This is a genomic window from Stenotrophomonas sp. TWI273 (assembly GCF_039674765.1).
Taxonomy (GTDB): Bacteria; Pseudomonadota; Gammaproteobacteria; order Xanthomonadales; family Xanthomonadaceae; genus Stenotrophomonas.
Window position 1 is genome coordinate 85,467 of record NZ_JBDJOA010000009.1, and the last position, 17,088, is coordinate 102,554.

Here is a 17,088-nt window from a genome sequence, read left to right on the forward strand (position 1 = left end):
CTTCACGGCCTCGATTGTCCTGAATCGTCGCGAGACGGAAATCAGCGTCTTGCCACCTGCGCCTTGTGGGCGGTGGCAAACCGGCCGGCCAGCCCCATCTCAGTGGGATATCTCCTGGTTGGAACGAGCATTCATGATGCAGCTGTCGATTCTTGATCTGGCGCCGGTCTGCGAAGGCAGCGACACCACGCAGGCCTTCGCCAACATGCTGGACCTGGCCCAGCACGCCGAAGGTTGGGGCTTCCACCGCTATTGGCTGGCCGAGCACCACAACATGCCCGGCATCGCCAGCGCCGCCACCGCGGTGCTGATCGGTCATGTGGCCGGGGGCACGAAGCGCATCCGCGTCGGTGCCGGCGGCATCATGCTGCCCAATCACTCGCCGCTGCAGGTGGCCGAGCAGTTCGGCACGCTGGCCTCGCTGTACCCGGACCGCATCGACCTCGGCCTGGGCCGCGCGCCCGGCACCGACCAGCCGACCGCCCGCGCACTGCGCCGCTACTTCGACAGCGCCGACCAGTTCCCGCAGGACGTACGCGAGCTGCTGCATTACTTCGAGCCGGCCCAGAAGGGCCAGGCCGTGCGCGCCGTGCCCGGTGCGGGCATCCCGGTGCCAGTGTGGCTGCTGGGCTCCAGTCTGTTCAGTGCGCGGCTGTCGGCGGCGATGGGTCTGCCGTTCGCCTTCGCCTCGCACTTCGCCCCGGACGCGATGGATGAAGCGCTGGCGGTCTACCGCCGCGAATTCCGTGCCTCGCAGTATCTGCAGGCGCCGTACGCGGTGCTGGGCTTGAACGTGGTCGCCAGCGATTCCGAAGCCGAGGCCAAGCGCTTGTTCACCACCCAGCAGCAGAGCTTCGTCAATCTTCGCCGTGGCCTGCCGGGTCTGATCCCGCCGCCGATCGACGACATCGAAGCGTTCTGGCAGCCGCACGAAAAGGCCGGCGTGCAGAACGCGCTGGCCTGTGCGGTGGTCGGTGACGTGCAGCAGGTGCAGGAAGGCCTCGCCGCGTTCGTCGCGCGACACAAGCCGGATGAAGTGCTGGTCACCGCCAACATCTACGACCACGCCGCGCGCAAGCGCTCGTTCGGGCTGGCGATGCAGGCGTGGCGCGCACTGCAGGTCTGAAACCGGTGCGGCGCGCGAAGAGGGCGTGACCGTGCGGTTCACGTCGCCGTAGCCGCCGATCGGCTGTGATGGTGGCTCCCCTTACAGGAGCCACCCCATGGCCGAGCACGATCGTCAGCAGCACATCAAACAACTGGCCGAACTGATCCGCGGCGTGGACATCGCGATGTTCACCACGGTCGGTGCGGATGGACGCTTGTTCAGTCGTCCGCTGGGCACGCAGGAAGTCGAGTTCGATGGCGACCTGTGGTTCGCCACCGGCGCCGACAGCCCGAAGATCGCGGAAATCACCGCCAACCCGCGCGTCAACGTGGCCTACGCATCGCCGTCGGGCAATACCTATGTCTCGGTCTCGGGTACCGCGCGGGTGGTCAATGACCGCGCCAAGATCGACGAACTCTGGTCGCCGGCGATGAAGATCTTCTTCCCCGGCGGCAAGGACGACCCGAACCTGCGTCTGATCCACGTCAGCGCCGAATCGGCCGAATACTGGGATGGCCCCGGCGGCCTGCTCGGCAAGGCACTGTACTTCGTGCTGTCGGCGGTGACCGATGATCCGGGCGCGATGTCCGACACCGGCACGGTGGATCTCAAGCCCGGCGCGTAGGTGCCGACTCGGTAATTCGGCAGGTACCGACCGCTGGTCGGTACTTCGGTAGGTACCGACCGTTGGTCGATATTTCGGTAGGTACCGACCGTTGGTCGGTAATTCGGTAGGTACCGACCGTTGGTCGGTAATTCGGTAGGTACCGACCGTTTGGTCGGTACTTCAGAACCAGCGCTGGAACAGATCCACCGTATAGCCCACCAGCTGCCCCGAACTGAAGCCGAAGAACAACACGGCGGCCACCGCGCCGATCCAGTTGAGCAGCATCAGCACGCCATCGCGTTCCAGCAGTGCCAACGCGAACAGCAGCAGCTGGAAGCCGAACAGATAATTGGTGAGCGGGATCGGCAGCGACAGCAGCACCCCGATCAGGATCAGCAACAGGCCACTGAAGGCATGCGCGGGCAGCGGTACCAGCAGCCCGGGCATCCGCGGCTTGAGCAGGCGGTCCAGCCGCCGCAGCGGACGGTCGATGCGCTCCAGGAACCGATGCATGGTGCCCCGCTTGGGTCCGCGGTTGCGGATGAAGCCGGGCAGCCAGGGGCGGCGCATGCCGCACAGCATCTGCGCGCCGATCAGCACCACCAGCGGTCCACTGACCGCACCGCCCAGCCCGGGGATCGGGATGAAGGCCGGCAGGATCGCCACGAACAGGAACACACCGAACGCGCTCTGCTGCAGATCCTGCAGGATCTGGCCCAGCAGCAGCCGTTGCTCCGGGTCACCGTGGTCGAACATCGCCAGCAGGGTACGGATACCCTCGTTGCGGTACTGGGGCCGCGTCGGATCCGGCGGCGTCGGCTCAGCCGGTGATGTCATCGGTTTCGTCTTCGCTCAGGGTGCGCAGCAGCAGCTTGTCGACACGGGCACCGTCGAGATCGACGATCTCGATGCGCCAGCCGGCCCAATCGAAGTACTCGCCCGCATGCGGGATGCGGCCGAAATAGTGGATGCACATGCCGGCCAGCGTGTAGTAGTCGCCATCATCGGCATCGGGCAGCTCGGCGTTGCCCATCAGTTCGCGCAGGTCTTCGATCGAGAGCGAGCCATCGACCAGGTAGGAGCCGTCCTCACGGGTCACCACCAGGGCGTCCTCGTCCACGTTCTCCACCGACTGCAGGCGGCCGACCACCGCGCCCATCAGGTCGCTGATGGTCACCAGGCCCTGGATCTCGCCGTACTCGTCCACCACCAGCGCCATCGACTGCTGTTCCTCGCGGAAGATCTCCAGCAGCTTCATCGCATGGGTGGACTCCGAGACGTACAGCGGCTCGCGCAGGTTCTGGAACAGCGAATGGTCATCGCGCACCAGGCGCGTCACCAGGCTCTTGACCTCCAGCACACCGACGATGTCCTGATCGTTGCCGCGGAACACCGGATAACGCGAGAATTCGTTCTCGCGCATGGTCGCGATGTTCTTTTCCGGCTCGGCCAGCGTATCCAGCCAGGCGATCCGGTTGCGCGGGGTCATCAGGCTGTCGGCGGTGCGGTCGCCCAGGCGCATGACGCGGTTCATCATGTCGCGCTCATGGGCGTCGATCACGCCGGCCTCGTGGCTTTCGGCCACCAGCATGCGGATCTCTTCTTCCGTCACCGAGGCCGATTCGTCCTTGCCCAGGCCCAGCACGCGCAACACCAGTCGGGTCGAGTGGGACAGCAGCCAGACGCCGGGCGCGGCGATCTTCGCCAGCCAGCTCATGGGCAGCGCCACCAGGCCGGCGATGTCCTCCGAACGGGTCAGGGCCAGCCGCTTGGGCACCAGTTCGCCGAAGATCAGCGTCAGGAAGGTGATCAGGGCCACGGCCAGGGTCTTGCCGACCACGCCGGAATACGCGAACGCCGGGAACATGCCCTGCAGCCACTCGGCGATGGTCAGGCCGATCGCCTCGCCACCGAACAGGCCGGTCAGGATGCCGATCAGGGTGATCCCGATCTGGACCGTGGACAGGAAGTTCTCGGGCTTCTCGGAGAGCGCCAGGGCGCGCTCGGCGCGCTTGCTGGAACCTGCCATCTGCTTCAGCCGGCTCTTGCGCGAGGTCATGACCGACATCTCGGACATGGCGAAGAAACCGTTCAGCAGGATCAGGGCGAGGACAATAATCAGTTCAAACACGGGCGGCTTCCCCGGTTGGTGGCAGGGAGGGCGTGTTCAAGCGATGTCGGCTACCGGAGGGCGCGTAAGCGCGGCGGTGCGGCGGGGGGTAAGGGTCGTCGTCCATAGAGTGCACCCGAAGGTGCCCGCGCATCTTAACAAAAGGCCGGGGCAGGGGTGCAAACAGAGTCGTTCAGACGGGGCCGTCCCAGTGTGAAGAAGGGGGGGAGTACCCGGAACAGACATCAAACCGTCATAATTCCGCCCGGTGCCGTCCTTCCTCGACGGCGAATAGGTTTCTCAATGTTCTCTCTGCAGACCATTTTTGGCTCCGGCAAACAGTTCTATACCCTGCTGGACGAGGCTGCCCAGGCCGCCCAGGACAGTTCCAAGGCGCTGCACTCCATGCTGCGCGAAGCGGACCGCCAGCCGGCGCTGGACGCCTTCAAGCTGGCCCGCCTGCGCGAGCGCGCGGCTTCGGACAAGATCAGCCAGGCGCTGGTTGACAGCTTCATGACCCCGATCGAGCGCGAAGACATCGAAGCGCTGGGCTCGGCGCTGTACAAGATTCCCAAGCAGATCGAGAAGTTCGCCGATCGCTATTCGCTGGCCACCCAGCATCTGGAACACATCGATTTCGCGCCGCGCGCGGCGATGCTCGAACAGGCCGCCAGCGTGGTGGTGGAGATGGTCAACGACCTGCGCCACATGAACCTGGACCGGATGACCGCGCTCAACGAGAAGCTGCGTTCGCTGGAAAACGAAGCCGACCGCCTGATGCTCGAGCTGTACCGCGACATCTACTCCGGCCGCCTGGACAGCCTGCAGATGTTCCTGCTCAAGGAATTCTTCGAGATCCTGGAAAAGGCCATCGATCGTTGCCGCGAGGCCGGCGTGGTGGCGTACCAGATCGTCTTGAAGAACAGCTGACGGACGCCACAGCATGCTGACCCTTGTCCTGGTGGTGATCCTGGCCGCGCTCGTTTTCGAGTTCATCAACGGCTTCCACGACACCGCCAACTCCATCGCCACCGTGGTGGCGACCAAAGTGCTCTCGCCCGGCTGGGCGGTGATGCTCGCCGCGTTCATGAACTTGATCGGCGCGCTGACCGGCACCGCCGTCGCGCTGACCATCGCTTCGGGCCTGCTCAACACCAACGTGGTCGATGTGACCCCGCAGGTGATCCTGTGCGCGCTGCTGGGCGGCATCATCTGGAACCTGATCACGTGGTGGAAGGGGCTGCCGTCCTCGTCCTCGCACGCCCTGATCGGCGGCCTGTGCGGCGCCGGCCTGGCCGCTGCCCACAACAACTGGGATGCCCTGATCTGGTCCGAGCGCATCGGCACCTGGGCCCAGAACAAGGGCCTGCTGTGGAAGGTGTTCCTGCCGATGATCACCTCGCCGATCGCCGGCTTCCTGCTCGGCATCGCGGTGATGCTGCTGCTGTGGGGCATGATCGCCGGCATGGCGAAGATCGGTGGCTTCCTGGGCCGTCTGGCCCGGCCGCGCATCGTCAATGCGTTCTTCGGCAAGGCGCAGATCGTGTCGGCGGCCTACATGGGCTTCGCCCACGGCCACAACGATGCGCAGAAGACCATGGGCATCATCGCCATGACCCTGATCGGCGCCGAGGCAACCGGTGCGCTGAACGACCTGCCGTCCTGGCTGGCGTTCATGCACCCGGATGCAACCGCCGGTGACGGCATCGCGATGTGGATCGTGCTGACCTGCGCCGTGGTGATGGCCGCCGGTACTGCCTCGGGCGGCTGGAAGATCATCAAGACCCTGGGCCACAAGATGGTCAAGCTGCACCCGATCCACGGCTTCGCCGCGGAAACGAGCTCGGCCACGATCCTGACCGTGGCGGCGCACTTCGGCATGCCGGTCTCGACCACCCACAGCATCTCCACCGCGATCATGGGCGTGGGCTTCGCCAAGAACCCGCGTTCGCTGCGCTTCGGCGTGATCGAGCGCATCGTGTGGGCGTGGATCCTGACGATCCCGGCCGCCGGCGGCTGTGCGTACCTGATCCTGCGTCTGTTCGAACTGTTCGGCTGGGCCTGATCGGTCAGCACGGTTGAACATCGAAAAGCCCGCCGGAAGGCGGGCTTTTTCGTGGGGCACCGCGGATGCAGAGGCCGGAATGGCCGGGGGTGTTTCGTGCGACGGTCACCCCGACACTGCGCTGCCTGGCCTCTGCCACTCCCGTGCCAGCAACCCATACACCGCCGAATCCGATACTTCGCCGGCGACCCGCCAGCGCTCCCGCAGCAGTCCCTCGCGCTGGAAGCCGAGCCGCGCCAGGACCTTCGCCGAGGGCACGTTGCGCGGATCAATCTCCGCTTCCAGGCGACGCAGGCGCAGCACATCGAACAGATACGCCACGAACCGTGACAGCGCCTCGTGCATGTAGCCCTTGCCCTGCGCCGACGGCGCCAGGTGATACCCGATCTCCGCACGCCGGGACGTCTCGTCGATCGCGAACACCACCACGATCCCCAGCAGCGGCCCGTCCACACGCTCCCGGATTGCCAGCTTCAACTGCGTGCCCGCATCGAGCGCGGCCAGATCGTCGAGGATCTGCACATAGGCCTGCTTGAGGTCGGTCCACGCCGGATGGTTCCAGTAGCGCATGCCGGCACGGTCGGACTGGATTGCGAACATCGCCTGCGCGTCCGTCGCGCCGATCGGGGTCAGCACCAGGCGCGCGCTCTCCAGTTGCAGGGTGGGATCGAACGGCATGACTGAACTCCGGGGATGTAGTGCGCTGCCGTGATGATGGGTCAGTGAGGGGCCAGGCGCATGTGCAGCAGTGGGTAGGGCTGGCCCTGTCCGTCCAGCGGTGAGCGACCGGTCACCACGAACTCTTGGTGTTGATAAAAGCCGACCGCCTGGTGATTTTGTTCGTTGACGTCCAGCGCATCGGCACCGAGTACCTCGATGGCATGGCGCAGCAATGCCTTGCCGATTCCGGTGCCCCTCGCGCGCGGTTCGATGAACAGCATTTCGATCCGATCATCGGCGACGCCGACGAAGCCCTGAATGACGCCATCGGCATCCTTGCATACGCGCAACGTCACGGCCGTCAGGTACTGCTCGCGGATGAGCGGACGCAGTGCGTGGATCGCCGCCTCCGGCAGGAAGCCGTGCGTAGCGCGTACCGAGGCTTCCCAGACGACGGTGATGCGGTCGTGATCGGTGGTCAGCGCAGGCTGGATATCGTACATGCGGGACGTCCTGATGCAGGTTGCCCCGATTATCACCGGTAGTGCGCGGCGTCGCCCAGGAAAAAACCCGCCGGAAGGCGGGTTTTTCCAGTGTCACAACCGGTCGATCAGACTTCCAGCGAGGCCAGATCGCCCTTCTTCTCCAGCCAGCCCTTGCGGTCGCTGGCGCGCTTCTTGGCCAGCAGCATGTCCATCAGCGAATGGGTCTGCTCGCCGTCATCGATGGTCAGCTGTACCAGGCGGCGGGTATCGGGATGGATGGTGGACTCGCGCAGCTGCTGCGGGTTCATTTCACCCAGGCCCTTGAAGCGGGTCACGCTGATCTGGCCCTTGATCTTCTCGCGCTCGATCTTGTCCAGCATCGTGCGCTTTTCTTCCTCGTCCAGGGCGTAGAACACCTGCTTGCCCACGTCGACACGGAACAGCGGCGGCATCGCCACGAACACGTGGCCGGCATCGACCAGCGCCGGGAAGTGCTTGAGGAACAGCGCGGTCAGCAGGGTCGCGATGTGCAGGCCGTCCGAGTCGGCGTCGGCCAGGATGACCACCTTGCCGTAGCGCAGGCCGGCGATGTCGTCCTTGCCCGGGTCGCAGCCGATCGCGATGGCCAGGTTGTGCACTTCTTCGGAGGCCAGCACGCTGCCCGAGGACACTTCCCAGGTGTTGAGGATCTTGCCGCGCAGCGGCAGGATCGCCTGGAAGTCCTTGTCGCGGGCCTGCTTGGCACTGCCGCCCGCGGAGTCGCCTTCGACCAGGAACAGCTCGGTGCGCGACAGGTCCTGGCTGATGCAGTCGGCCAGCTTGCCGGGCAGGGCGGGGCCCTGGGTGACCTTCTTGCGGGTCACCAGCTTCTCGGTCTTCAGACGCGCACTGGCGCGCTCGATGGCCAGCTGGGCGATCTGTTCGCCCAATGCGACGTTCTGGTTCAGCAGCAGGCTGAAGGCATCATGCGCTGCGCCCTCGACGAAGCCTGCGGCCTGGCGCGAGGACAGGCGTTCCTTGGTCTGGCCGCTGAACTGCGGATCGGTCATCTTCAGCGACAGCACGAACGACACGCGGTCCCAGACGTCTTCCGGGGCCAGCTTGACGCCACGTGGCAGCAGGTTGCGGAAGTCGCAGAACTCGCGCAGCGCCTCGGTCAGCCCGGTGCGAAGGCCGTTGGCGTGGGTGCCGTGCTGGGCGGTCGGGATCAGGTTGACGTAGCTTTCCTGGACCAGCTCGCCTTCGGGAATCCAGGCCAGGGCCCAGTCCACGATCTCGTTTTCTTTCTTCAGGTGGCCCACGAACAGGTCGGCCGGCAGCATCTCGCGCTCGCCGAGCTCGGCCTTGAGGTAATCGCTCAGGCCATCTTCGTAGTACCAGGTGTCCTGCTCGCCGGTGGCTTCATCGTGCAGCTTCACGGTCAGGCCGGGGCACAGCACGGCCTTGGCGCGCAGCAGGTGGCGCAGCGCACGCAGGTTGTACTTGGGCGTATCGAAGTACTTCGGGTCGGCCCAGAAGCGCACGCGGGTACCGGTGTTCTTCTTGCCGACGCTGCCGACCACTTCCAGCGGGGTGGCGCGGTCGCCGTTGCGGAAGGTGATGCGGTGTTCGCTCCCCTCGCGCTTGATGTGCACTTCGACCAGGGTGGACAACGCGTTGACCACGCTGACGCCCACGCCATGCAGGCCGCCGGAGAAGGTGTAGTTCTTGTTGTTGAACTTGCCGCCCGCGTGCAGGCGGGTCAGGATCAGTTCGACGCCGGGGATCTTCTCCTCGGGGTGGATGTCCACGGGCATGCCGCGGCCGTCATCGCTGACTTCGCAGCTGCCGTCCTTGAACAGCGTGACTTCGACCGTGTGGGCATGTCCGGCCAAGGCTTCGTCGACGGCATTGTCGATGACTTCCTGCGCCAGATGGTTCGGGCGCGCGGTGTCGGTGTACATGCCGGGGCGGCGCTTGACCGGGTCCAGGCCGGACAGGACTTCAATATCGGCGGCGTTATAGCGGGCGTTCATCTGTCTTCATAAAGCGCAATGCGACGGCGAAGTTTGCGGTCTGGACGGGTTTTTTGCACGCCACACGTTCAGGGGGCGGCCGACCGGGGCGCGATAGACTGTGCTGGATGGGAAACCGGAGCCTCCGGCGCCCCATTCCATGCCATACCGCGAGGAGCACCCCATGAAGAAGTTGCTGACCATCGTTGCCATCGCCGCCGCCGTCGTGGCCGTGCCCATGGCACTGGCCCAGAACGCCGGACAGGGCCAGCCCACGCCGCAGCAGGGCGAACAGGCCGACAGGGCCCAGGCGGAAGCGGACGCCAAGGCCAAGCGCCGCGCCGCCGCCACGGCCGAAATGAAGGCCAAGGGCGAGCAGGCCCCGCAGAAGGAAGAGGAAGAAGAAGCGCGGAAGAAGCGATAAGCGCTTCGCGCTGACGCTTCCCCACGGTTTGCGCGGTAAACCGTGGGCCCCGCTCACCCTGTCTTCCACATCCCCGCGCCTGTCGGCGCGCCCCCTTGAACGCCAAGGGGGCTCTCCACGAGAGAGACCTGGGGATCTGAAAAAGTACGCAACATGAGCCCCGGTATCGCGCCGGGGCTCTTCTTTTTATGTGAAGACCGTCATCCGCCCCTTGGGCTGGAGGCCGTCAATCTGTAAACTATGGCTTTCCGGGAGTAGTGCGTGTCATCCATCAGCGAATGGACTGGCCTGATCGTGCGCGATCGCCAGCAGGGTAGGCAGGAGGTGACGGTCCAGACAGCGGCCGGCACGGCTGACCCGACGTCGCTGACCCACTCCCGCACCGCATCCCCCCTGATCCCGGTCCTGGCGCGTGAAGACGCCGCCGCCAGCCGGATCGCCTCGATTTCCCCCTTTACGTCGTCCGTCGCCCTGCGCGCCGGCGCCGTTTCCCCCTTCCTGACAGGACACCCCCAGCCATGACTCCCTTGATCTTCGTAACCGGCGGCGTAGTGTCCTCGCTCGGCAAAGGCATTGCCGCCGCGTCGCTTGCCGCCATCCTCGAGGCCCGCGGCCTGCGGGTGACGATGATGAAGCTTGATCCGTACATCAACGTCGACCCGGGCACCATGAGCCCGTTCCAGCACGGTGAGGTCTACGTCACCGATGACGGCGCCGAGACCGACCTGGACCTGGGCCATTACGAGCGCTTCGTGCGCACCCGCCTGAGCCGCAAGAACTCGGTCACCACCGGCCGCATCTACGAGAACGTGATCCGCAAGGAGCGCCGCGGCGACTACCTGGGCGCCACCGTGCAGGTCATTCCGCACATCACCGATGAAATCCGCCGCTGCATGGACGAGGCCACCGAAGGCTTCGACGTGGCGCTGGTGGAGATCGGTGGCACCGTGGGCGATATCGAGTCGCTGCCGTTCCTGGAGGCGATCCGCCAGGTGCGCACCGAGCGCGGCCCGGAGAAGGCGCTGTTCATGCACCTGACCCTGGTGCCGTACATTGCTGCGGCCGGCGAGCTGAAGACCAAGCCGACCCAGCACTCGGTCAAGGAACTGCGCTCGATCGGCATCCAGCCGGACGTGCTGCTGTGCCGTTCCGAGCAGGTGGTGCCGGATTCGGAGCGCCGCAAGATCGCCCAGTTCACCAACGTCTCCGAGCGCGCCGTGATCAGCGTGCCGGACGTGGACGTGCTGTACCGCATCCCGATGGGCCTGCACGCGCAGGGTCTGGACGACATCGTGGTCAACCAGCTCAAGCTCGGCGACAAGGCCGGCCCGGTCGATCTGGCCGAGTGGGAAGCGGCGGTGGATGCCACGCTGCACCCGCTGGACGAGGTCACCATCGCGGTGGTCGGCAAGTACGTCGATCACCAGGACGCCTACAAGTCGGTCGGCGAGGCGCTCAAGCACGGTGGCCTGCGCCAGCGCACCAAGGTCAACCTGAAGTGGCTCGAAGCGCAGGAGCTGGAAGACAGTGACCTGGCCGCGCTGAAGGATGTCGACGGCATCCTGGTGCCGGGCGGCTTCGGCGACCGTGGCTTCGAAGGCAAGGTGCTGACCTCGCAGTTCGCCCGTGAGCAGAATGTGCCGTACTTCGGCATCTGCTACGGCATGCAGGCCGCAGTGGTCGATTTCGCCCGCCATGTGGCCGGCCTGGAAGGTGCCAACAGCACCGAGAACGACCGCCAGTCGCCGAACCCGGTGATCGGCCTGATCACCGAATGGCGCACCGCCACCGGCGATGTGGAAAAGCGCGACGACAAGAGCGATCTGGGCGGCACCATGCGCCTGGGCCTGCAGGAACAGCGCCTGAAGCCGGGCACGCTGGCCCGCGAGCTGTACGGCAAGGACGTGGTCTCCGAGCGTCACCGTCACCGCTACGAGTTCAACAACCGCTACCGCACCCAGCTGGAAGATGCGGGCCTGGTGATCGCCGGCAAGTCGATGGATGACACCCTGGTGGAAGTCATCGAGCTGCCGCGTGACCAGCACCCGTGGTTCCTGGCCTGCCAGGCGCACCCGGAGTTCCTGTCCACGCCGCGCGAAGGCCACCCGCTGTTCATCGGCTTCATCCGTGCCGCGCGCGAGCGCAAGGCCGGTGGCAAGCTGGCACAGGACGCAGCCGCCTGATCGGCATGCCGCACTTGCAGTGGGGGCCGCGTGCCCCCATTGCAGAGCGCTAATCACCCACGGCGGCTGGCCTGGCCAGTGTTCGCCGGACAACAAGGAAACGCCATGAAACTGTGTGGATTCGACGTCGGGCTGGACCAGCCCCTGTTCCTGATCGCCGGCCCGTGTGTGATCGAGTCGATGCAGCTGCAGCTGGACGTGGCTGGCAAGTTGAAGGAAATCACCGATCGCCTCGGCATCAACTTCATCTTCAAGTCGAGCTTCGACAAGGCCAACCGCACCTCGGGCACCGCCTTCCGCGGCCCGGGCATGGAGGAGGGCCTGAAGGTCCTGGCCGAAGTGAAGAAGCAGATCGGCGTGCCGGTGCTGACCGACGTGCACGAATACACCCCGATGGACGAAGTGGCCTCGGTGGTGGACGTGCTGCAGACCCCGGCGTTCCTGGTCCGCCAGACCGATTTCATCACCAAGGTGTGCGCGACCGGCAAGCCGGTCAACATCAAGAAGGGTCAGTTCCTGTCCCCGTGGGACATGAAACCTGTCGTGGAGAAGGCCAAGGCTACAGGCAACCAGGACATCATGGTCTGCGAGCGCGGTGCCAGCTTCGGCTACAACAACCTGGTCAGCGACATGCGCTCGCTGTCGGTGATGCGCGATACCGGGTGCCCGGTCGTGTTCGACGCCACCCATTCGGTGCAGCTGCCGGGCGGGCAGGGCAACAGCTCCGGCGGCCAGCGCGAGTTCGTGCCGGTGCTGGCGCGTGCGGCGGTCGCTGTCGGTGTGTCGGGCCTGTTCGCCGAGACCCACCCGGATCCGTCCAAGGCGCTGTCCGACGGCCCCAACGCGTGGCCGCTGGACCGCATGGAAGAACTGCTCGAAACCCTGATGGAACTCGACGCGGTCACCAAGAAGCACGGGTTCTCGCGCTTCGCATGATGGCCGACGTTCCGGCGTCCCCCGCGGTGCGCCGCGGCTGGCGCGGCTGGACCTGGGGCTGGATCGCGCTGGGCGCGGCGATCGCCACCTGGTGCGGGGTGTTCGTGCTGGTGGTGCTGATGTTCACCAGCATGGGCTCGCCCGGTGATGGCGACAACGCACTGCGCGCGGTGATGCCCATGCTGTTGGCGACGCTGTCGCTGACCGGCACCGCCGCACTGGCCTGCGTGACCGCCAGCGTGCTCGCGTTCCGGCTGCGCCGGCAACCGGCCGGCGGCGGCGTGGCGCTGGCCCTGCTGGCGTTGTTGATGCTGGTGTTGTTGATCCCGTCGCTGACCGCGCGCCACGCCAGCGTGGCCGGGGTGCCGCCCGCCACCCTGCCGATTTGGCAAGTGACGGGTGTGCAGGGATAATCACGCGGCATGTTTTTTTTTGGCGCTGCGTTGGCGGCGCCTCCCCCTCTCTGACTGGTAACCGGCCCGCTATGACCACGATCCGCAGCATCCACGCCCGTGAAATCCTCGACAGCCGTGGCAACCCCACGCTGGAAGCCGAAGTCATCCTCGAGGACGGCTCGTTCGGTCGTGCCGCGGTGCCGTCCGGCGCCTCGACCGGCACCAAGGAAGCCGTGGAACTGCGTGACGGCGACAAGACCCGTTACCTGGGCAAGGGCGTGCGCAACGCCGTGTCCAACGTCAACACCACGATTGCCACGGCGCTGAAGGGCTTCGACGCCGCCGACCAGGAAGGCCTCGACCGCCGCCTGATCGATCTGGACGGCACCGAGAACAAGGGCCGCCTGGGCGCGAACGCGCTGCTGGGGGTTTCGCTGGCCAATGCCCACGCCGTGGCCGCCTCGAAGAAGCAGGCGCTGTGGCAGCACCTGGCCAACGGCCGCGACGTCACCCTGCCGGTGCCGATGATGAACATCATCAACGGCGGCGCGCATGCCGACAACAACGTCGATTTCCAGGAATTCATGGTGCTGCCGGTCGGCTTCACCTCGTTCTCCGAGTCGCTGCGTGCCGGCACCGAAATCTTCCATTCGCTCAAGTCGGTGCTCAAGGGCCACGGCCTGAGCACGGCGGTGGGCGACGAAGGCGGCTTCGCGCCGGACTTCCGCAGCAACGTCGAAGCACTGGACACCATCCTGGAAGCCATCGGCAAGGCCGGCTACACCGCCGGTGAAGACGTGCTGCTGGGCCTGGACGTGGCCTCCAGCGAGTTCTACGAGAACGGCAAGTACAACCTGGTCGGCGAGAACAAGCGCCTGACCTCCGAGCAGTTCGTCGACTTCCTGGCCGACTGGGCTGCGCAGTACCCGATCGTGACCATCGAAGACGGCCTGGCCGAGAACGACTGGGCCGGCTGGAAGCTGCTGACCGACCGCATCGGCAACAAGGTCCAGCTGGTGGGCGACGATCTGTTCGTCACCAACCCGAAGATCTTCAAGGAAGGCATCGAGTCCGGCACCGCCAACGCGATCCTGATCAAGGTCAACCAGATCGGCACCCTGACCGAGACCCTGGAAGCGATCGCCATGGCGCACGCGGCCAACTATGCCTCGATCGTCTCGCACCGTTCGGGCGAAACCGAAGACACCACCATCGCCGACATCGCCGTGGCCACCACCGCCACCCAGATCAAGACCGGCTCGCTGTGCCGCAGTGATCGCGTGGCCAAGTACAACCAGCTGCTGCGTATCGAGGAAGCCCTCGGTGCCGGCGCGCGTTACGCCGGTCGTGACGCGTTCGTGTCGCTGAAGCGCTGATCCCATGCGCGACTGGCGCTGGCTGCTGCTGGTGCTCGCGCTGCTGCTCGGATGGCTGCAGTACCGCTTCTGGTTTGGGCCGGGCAACTCGGGCGAAGTGATGATGCTTGAGGCCCAGGTCGAGAACCAGAAGCGGGACAACGCCGGCCTGCAGCAGCGCAATGATGCGCTTGCTGCCGAGGTCAAGGACCTCAAGGAAGGCGAGGCCGCCATCGAAGAACGCGCGCGCAGCGAGCTGGGCATGATCAAGCCCGGCGAGAAGTTCTACCGCGTGGTCGAAGACGCGCCGGTGCCGCCACCGCGCGCGCCGACGGCCGTCACCGATCCGGATGCGCCGCACCAGGATGTGCCCTGATGGCGGGCATCTGGGCGGTGGTTCCCGCTGCTGGCCGTGGCACCCGCTTCGGTGGGCCCACACCCAAGCAGTATCTGCTGGCCGGCGACCGCGTGTTGCTGGCCCATACCCTTGAGGCGCTGCTCTCGCACCCGGTCGTGGCCGGAGTGATGGTGGTGGTCGCCGAGAACGACGCCGACTGGCCGGGCTGGCAGTCACTGGCGGACAAACCCATTCTGACCTGCATCGGCGGTGCCACCCGCGCCGGCTCGGTGCTGGCCGGCCTGCATGCGTTGCCCGATGACGTGCGCGCGGACGATTTCGTGCTGGTGCACGACGCCGCACGCCCGAACCTGGCCGCTGCCGATCTCGGTCGCCTGCTGGAAGTCGGCCGTGCCGACCCGGTCGGCGCGATCCTGGCCGCGCCCGTGCGCGACACGCTCAAGCGTGCCGGCGATGACGGCGGTATCGATGCCACCGAGCCGCGCGAACGGCTGTGGCGTGCGCTGACCCCGCAGCTGTTCCGCCGCCACCAGTTGGCGCGCGCGCTGCAGGAGGCGGCTGACGCCGGCGTGGAGGTCACCGACGAGGCCATGGCCATGGAGCGCCAGGGGCTGCGCCCGCTGCTGGTGGAAGGCAGCGAAGACAACTTCAAGGTCACCACCCCGGCTGATCTGTCCCGTTTCGAATTTGTGTTGTCGCGTCGCGAACCCTGACGTCCGCACGCGCCACACCCAACCGCAGGTTCTTGCAATGACCACCCCCCAGTTTCCTCCCTTCCGCATCGGACAGGGCTACGACGTCCATGCCTTTGGCGAGGGCGATCACATCATGCTCGGCGGCATCCGCGTCGCGCACAGCTGCGGCGTGCTCGCGCACAGCGATGGCGATGTGATCCTGCACGCCCTGTGCGATGCCATGCTCGGTGCGCTGGCGCTGGGCGATATCGGCGTGCATTTCCCGCCGACCGACATGCGCTGGAAAGGCGCGGACAGCGCGCACCTGCTGGATCATTGCAACGGGCTGCTGCGCGAGCGCGGCTGGCAGGTCGGGAATACCGACATCACCGTGATCTGCGAGCGGCCCAAGGTCGGTCCGCACGCGCTGGCCATGCGTGAGCGCATCGCTGGCGTGCTCGGCATTGCATTGGACTGCGTGAGCGTGAAGGCCACCACGTCGGAGAAGCTGGGCTTCACCGGCCGCAGCGAGGGCATCGCCGCCCAGGCCAGCGTGCTGTTGGTGGCCCTGTGATCCCGTTGCCGCTGGCGTTCGGTGCGCCGCTGCTCAGTGCGAAGATCCGCACCACGCCCGAGGATTTCCAGGTCGACGAACTGCCGGCGTTCGAGCCGAGCGGTGAGGGCGAGCACCTGCTGCTGACGATCCGCAAGCGCGGGGCGAACACCGTGCACGTGGCCAAGGTGCTGGCCAGGTGGGCTGGCCTGCCGGACATGGCGGTCAGCTACGCGGGCATGAAAGATCGGCACGCGGTCACCACGCAGCGCTTCAGCGTGCACCTGCCCAAGCGCGTGGCGCCGGATCCGGCGCTGCTGGCCTCGGACGAGATCGAGGTGGTCGAGTCGACCTGGCACAACCGCAAGCTGCAGCGCGGTGCTCTGGCTGGCAACCGCTTCAAGCTGGTACTGCGCGATGTGCGCGGCGATGCCGCGGCCATCGAAGAGCGCCTGTCCCATATCGCCTCGCGCGGCCTGCCGAACTGGTTCGGTGAGCAGCGCTTCGGCCGCGACGGCGGCAACGTGCCGGCTGCGCTGGCCATGTTCGGCGGCCGCCGCATGCGCCCGGACCAGCGCTCGCTGCTGCTCTCGGCCGCGCGCTCGGCACTGTTCAACCAGGTGCTGGCGGCGCGCGTGGAGCAGGGCAACTGGGACACGCCGCTGGACGGCGAGGTCTGGATGCTCGATGGCAGCCGCAGTGTCTTCGGCCCGGAGCCGTGGACGGATCTGCTGGCCGACCGCCTTGGCCGCTTCGACATCCACCCCAGCGGCCCGTTGTGGGGCGAAGGCGAGCTGCGCAGCACCGGCGCCGCCGCCGAACTGGAACTGGGCGCGGTCGCGGACGAGCAATCGCTCGCGCTGCGCGCCGGCCTGGAAGGCGCCCGCCTGAAGCAGGAGCGCCGTGCGCTGCGCCTGCGTCCGGCCATGCTGCAGCATCAGTGGCTGGCCGCAGATGTGCTGGAACTGAGCTTCGCGCTGCCGCCGGGCTGCTATGCCACCGCGGTGCTGCATGAGCTTGGACCGGTGGAAGACGCCAGCCAGTCCGATACCTGAGCCGCGTAGAGCCGACCGTTGGTCGGCTGCCTTCCGTCCGGCACCGGAAATCGTGTAGAGCCGACCGTTGGTCGGCTGCCTTCCGTCCCTGCACCGGAAAACCTGCACCGCTCAGCCGACCAACGG

The 17,088-nt window shown here is 66.4% G+C and carries 19 protein-coding genes; 14 read left to right on the top strand and 5 right to left on the bottom strand.

The features are described 5' to 3' along the window. Nucleotides 1-133: 133 nt before the first annotated feature. Together ABE571_RS13335 and ABE571_RS13340 are read left to right on the top strand one after the other, a co-directional pair. A complete protein-coding gene (locus tag ABE571_RS13335; RefSeq protein ID WP_346465493.1) occupies nt 134-1,126 on the top strand; it encodes an LLM class flavin-dependent oxidoreductase in 993 nt (330 codons plus the stop codon). 97 nt (nt 1,127-1,223) lie between these two features. Beyond that, entirely contained in the window at nt 1,224-1,733 is a 510-nt protein-coding gene (locus ABE571_RS13340) for a pyridoxamine 5'-phosphate oxidase family protein (protein ID WP_121041737.1), read from the top strand. Nucleotides 1,734-1,895: 162 nt separating this feature from the next. Here ABE571_RS13340 and ABE571_RS13345 read toward each other — a convergent pair whose 3' ends face one another. Continuing rightward, the gene (locus ABE571_RS13345) at nt 1,896-2,552 is read right to left on the bottom strand and encodes an exopolysaccharide biosynthesis protein (protein ID WP_313212015.1); all 657 of its coding nucleotides are present in this window, start codon (nt 2,550-2,552) and stop codon (nt 1,896-1,898) included. Beyond that, on the bottom strand, nt 2,536-3,846 hold the full coding sequence (locus ABE571_RS13350) for a hemolysin family protein (RefSeq protein WP_346481855.1): 1,311 nt from the start codon (nt 3,844-3,846) through the stop codon (nt 2,536-2,538). The genes ABE571_RS13345 and ABE571_RS13350 overlap by 17 nt, the downstream gene beginning before the upstream one ends. Nucleotides 3,847-4,128: 282 nt before the next feature. Between ABE571_RS13350 and ABE571_RS13355 the strand changes: the two genes are divergently transcribed. After that, nucleotides 4,129-4,755 carry a DUF47 family protein gene (locus ABE571_RS13355; protein WP_121041743.1) on the top strand — a complete coding sequence of 209 codons (627 nt, stop codon included), beginning with the start codon at nt 4,129-4,131 and terminating at the stop codon, nt 4,753-4,755. A 13-nt stretch (nt 4,756-4,768) separates the two neighbouring features. Continuing rightward, nucleotides 4,769-5,890 (top strand): inorganic phosphate transporter, encoded by a 1,122-nt coding sequence (locus ABE571_RS13360; RefSeq protein WP_121041745.1) that lies wholly within the window; start codon nt 4,769-4,771, stop codon nt 5,888-5,890. A gap of 105 nt (nt 5,891-5,995) precedes the next feature. Here ABE571_RS13360 and ABE571_RS13365 read toward each other — a convergent pair whose 3' ends face one another. From ABE571_RS13365 to parE, 3 genes are all read right to left on the bottom strand, one after another. Continuing rightward, nucleotides 5,996-6,568 (bottom strand): GNAT family protein, encoded by a 573-nt coding sequence (locus ABE571_RS13365; RefSeq protein WP_313212011.1) that lies wholly within the window; start codon nt 6,566-6,568, stop codon nt 5,996-5,998. A gap of 41 nt (nt 6,569-6,609) precedes the next feature. After that, nucleotides 6,610-7,053, bottom strand: a complete 444-nt coding sequence (locus ABE571_RS13370) for a GNAT family N-acetyltransferase (protein WP_346493824.1) — start codon at nt 7,051-7,053, stop codon at nt 6,610-6,612. Nucleotides 7,054-7,160: 107 nt separating this feature from the next. After that, nucleotides 7,161-9,050, bottom strand: coding sequence for a DNA topoisomerase IV subunit B (gene parE / locus ABE571_RS13375; RefSeq protein WP_313212009.1), 1,890 nt, complete (start codon nt 9,048-9,050; stop codon nt 7,161-7,163). Nucleotides 9,051-9,213: 163 nt separating this feature from the next. Here parE and ABE571_RS13380 point away from each other — a divergent pair, with 163 nt between their 5' ends. From ABE571_RS13380 to truD, 10 genes are all read left to right on the top strand, one after another. Continuing rightward, a complete protein-coding gene (locus ABE571_RS13380) occupies nt 9,214-9,453 on the top strand; it encodes a hypothetical protein (RefSeq protein ID WP_313217859.1) in 240 nt (79 codons plus the stop codon). 261 nt (nt 9,454-9,714) lie between these two features. Beyond that, a complete protein-coding gene (locus tag ABE571_RS13385) occupies nt 9,715-9,975 on the top strand; it encodes a hypothetical protein (RefSeq protein ID WP_313212007.1) in 261 nt (86 codons plus the stop codon). Beyond that, nucleotides 9,972-11,636: a CTP synthase gene (locus ABE571_RS13390; protein ID WP_313212006.1), complete on the top strand. Its 1,665-nt coding sequence runs from the start codon at nt 9,972-9,974 to the stop codon at nt 11,634-11,636. The genes ABE571_RS13385 and ABE571_RS13390 overlap by 4 nt, the downstream gene beginning before the upstream one ends. A gap of 105 nt (nt 11,637-11,741) precedes the next feature. Then, the gene (gene kdsA / locus ABE571_RS13395) at nt 11,742-12,572 is read left to right on the top strand and encodes a 3-deoxy-8-phosphooctulonate synthase (RefSeq protein ID WP_088433181.1); all 831 of its coding nucleotides are present in this window, start codon (nt 11,742-11,744) and stop codon (nt 12,570-12,572) included. Further along, complete coding sequence (locus tag ABE571_RS13400; protein WP_346493825.1) at nt 12,572-12,985, top strand: hypothetical protein; 414 nt, start codon at nt 12,572-12,574, stop codon at nt 12,983-12,985. Before kdsA ends, ABE571_RS13400 begins: the two co-directional genes overlap by 1 nt. Nucleotides 12,986-13,056: 71 nt before the next feature. Next, nucleotides 13,057-14,343 (top strand): phosphopyruvate hydratase, encoded by a 1,287-nt coding sequence (gene eno, locus ABE571_RS13405; RefSeq protein WP_121041757.1) that lies wholly within the window; start codon nt 13,057-13,059, stop codon nt 14,341-14,343. 4 nt (nt 14,344-14,347) lie between these two features. Then, entirely contained in the window at nt 14,348-14,698 is a 351-nt protein-coding gene (gene ftsB / locus ABE571_RS13410; protein ID WP_121041759.1) for a cell division protein FtsB, read from the top strand. Continuing rightward, a complete protein-coding gene (ispD, locus tag ABE571_RS13415; protein ID WP_313212036.1) occupies nt 14,695-15,393 on the top strand; it encodes a 2-C-methyl-D-erythritol 4-phosphate cytidylyltransferase in 699 nt (232 codons plus the stop codon). Before ftsB ends, ispD begins: the two co-directional genes overlap by 4 nt. Nucleotides 15,394-15,430: 37 nt before the next feature. Further along, nucleotides 15,431-15,928, top strand: coding sequence for a 2-C-methyl-D-erythritol 2,4-cyclodiphosphate synthase (gene ispF / locus ABE571_RS13420; RefSeq protein WP_123728899.1), 498 nt, complete (start codon nt 15,431-15,433; stop codon nt 15,926-15,928). Further along, a complete protein-coding gene (gene truD / locus ABE571_RS13425; RefSeq protein ID WP_346463713.1) occupies nt 15,925-16,962 on the top strand; it encodes a tRNA pseudouridine(13) synthase TruD in 1,038 nt (345 codons plus the stop codon). The genes ispF and truD overlap by 4 nt, the downstream gene beginning before the upstream one ends. Nucleotides 16,963-17,088: the final 126 nt, after the last annotated feature.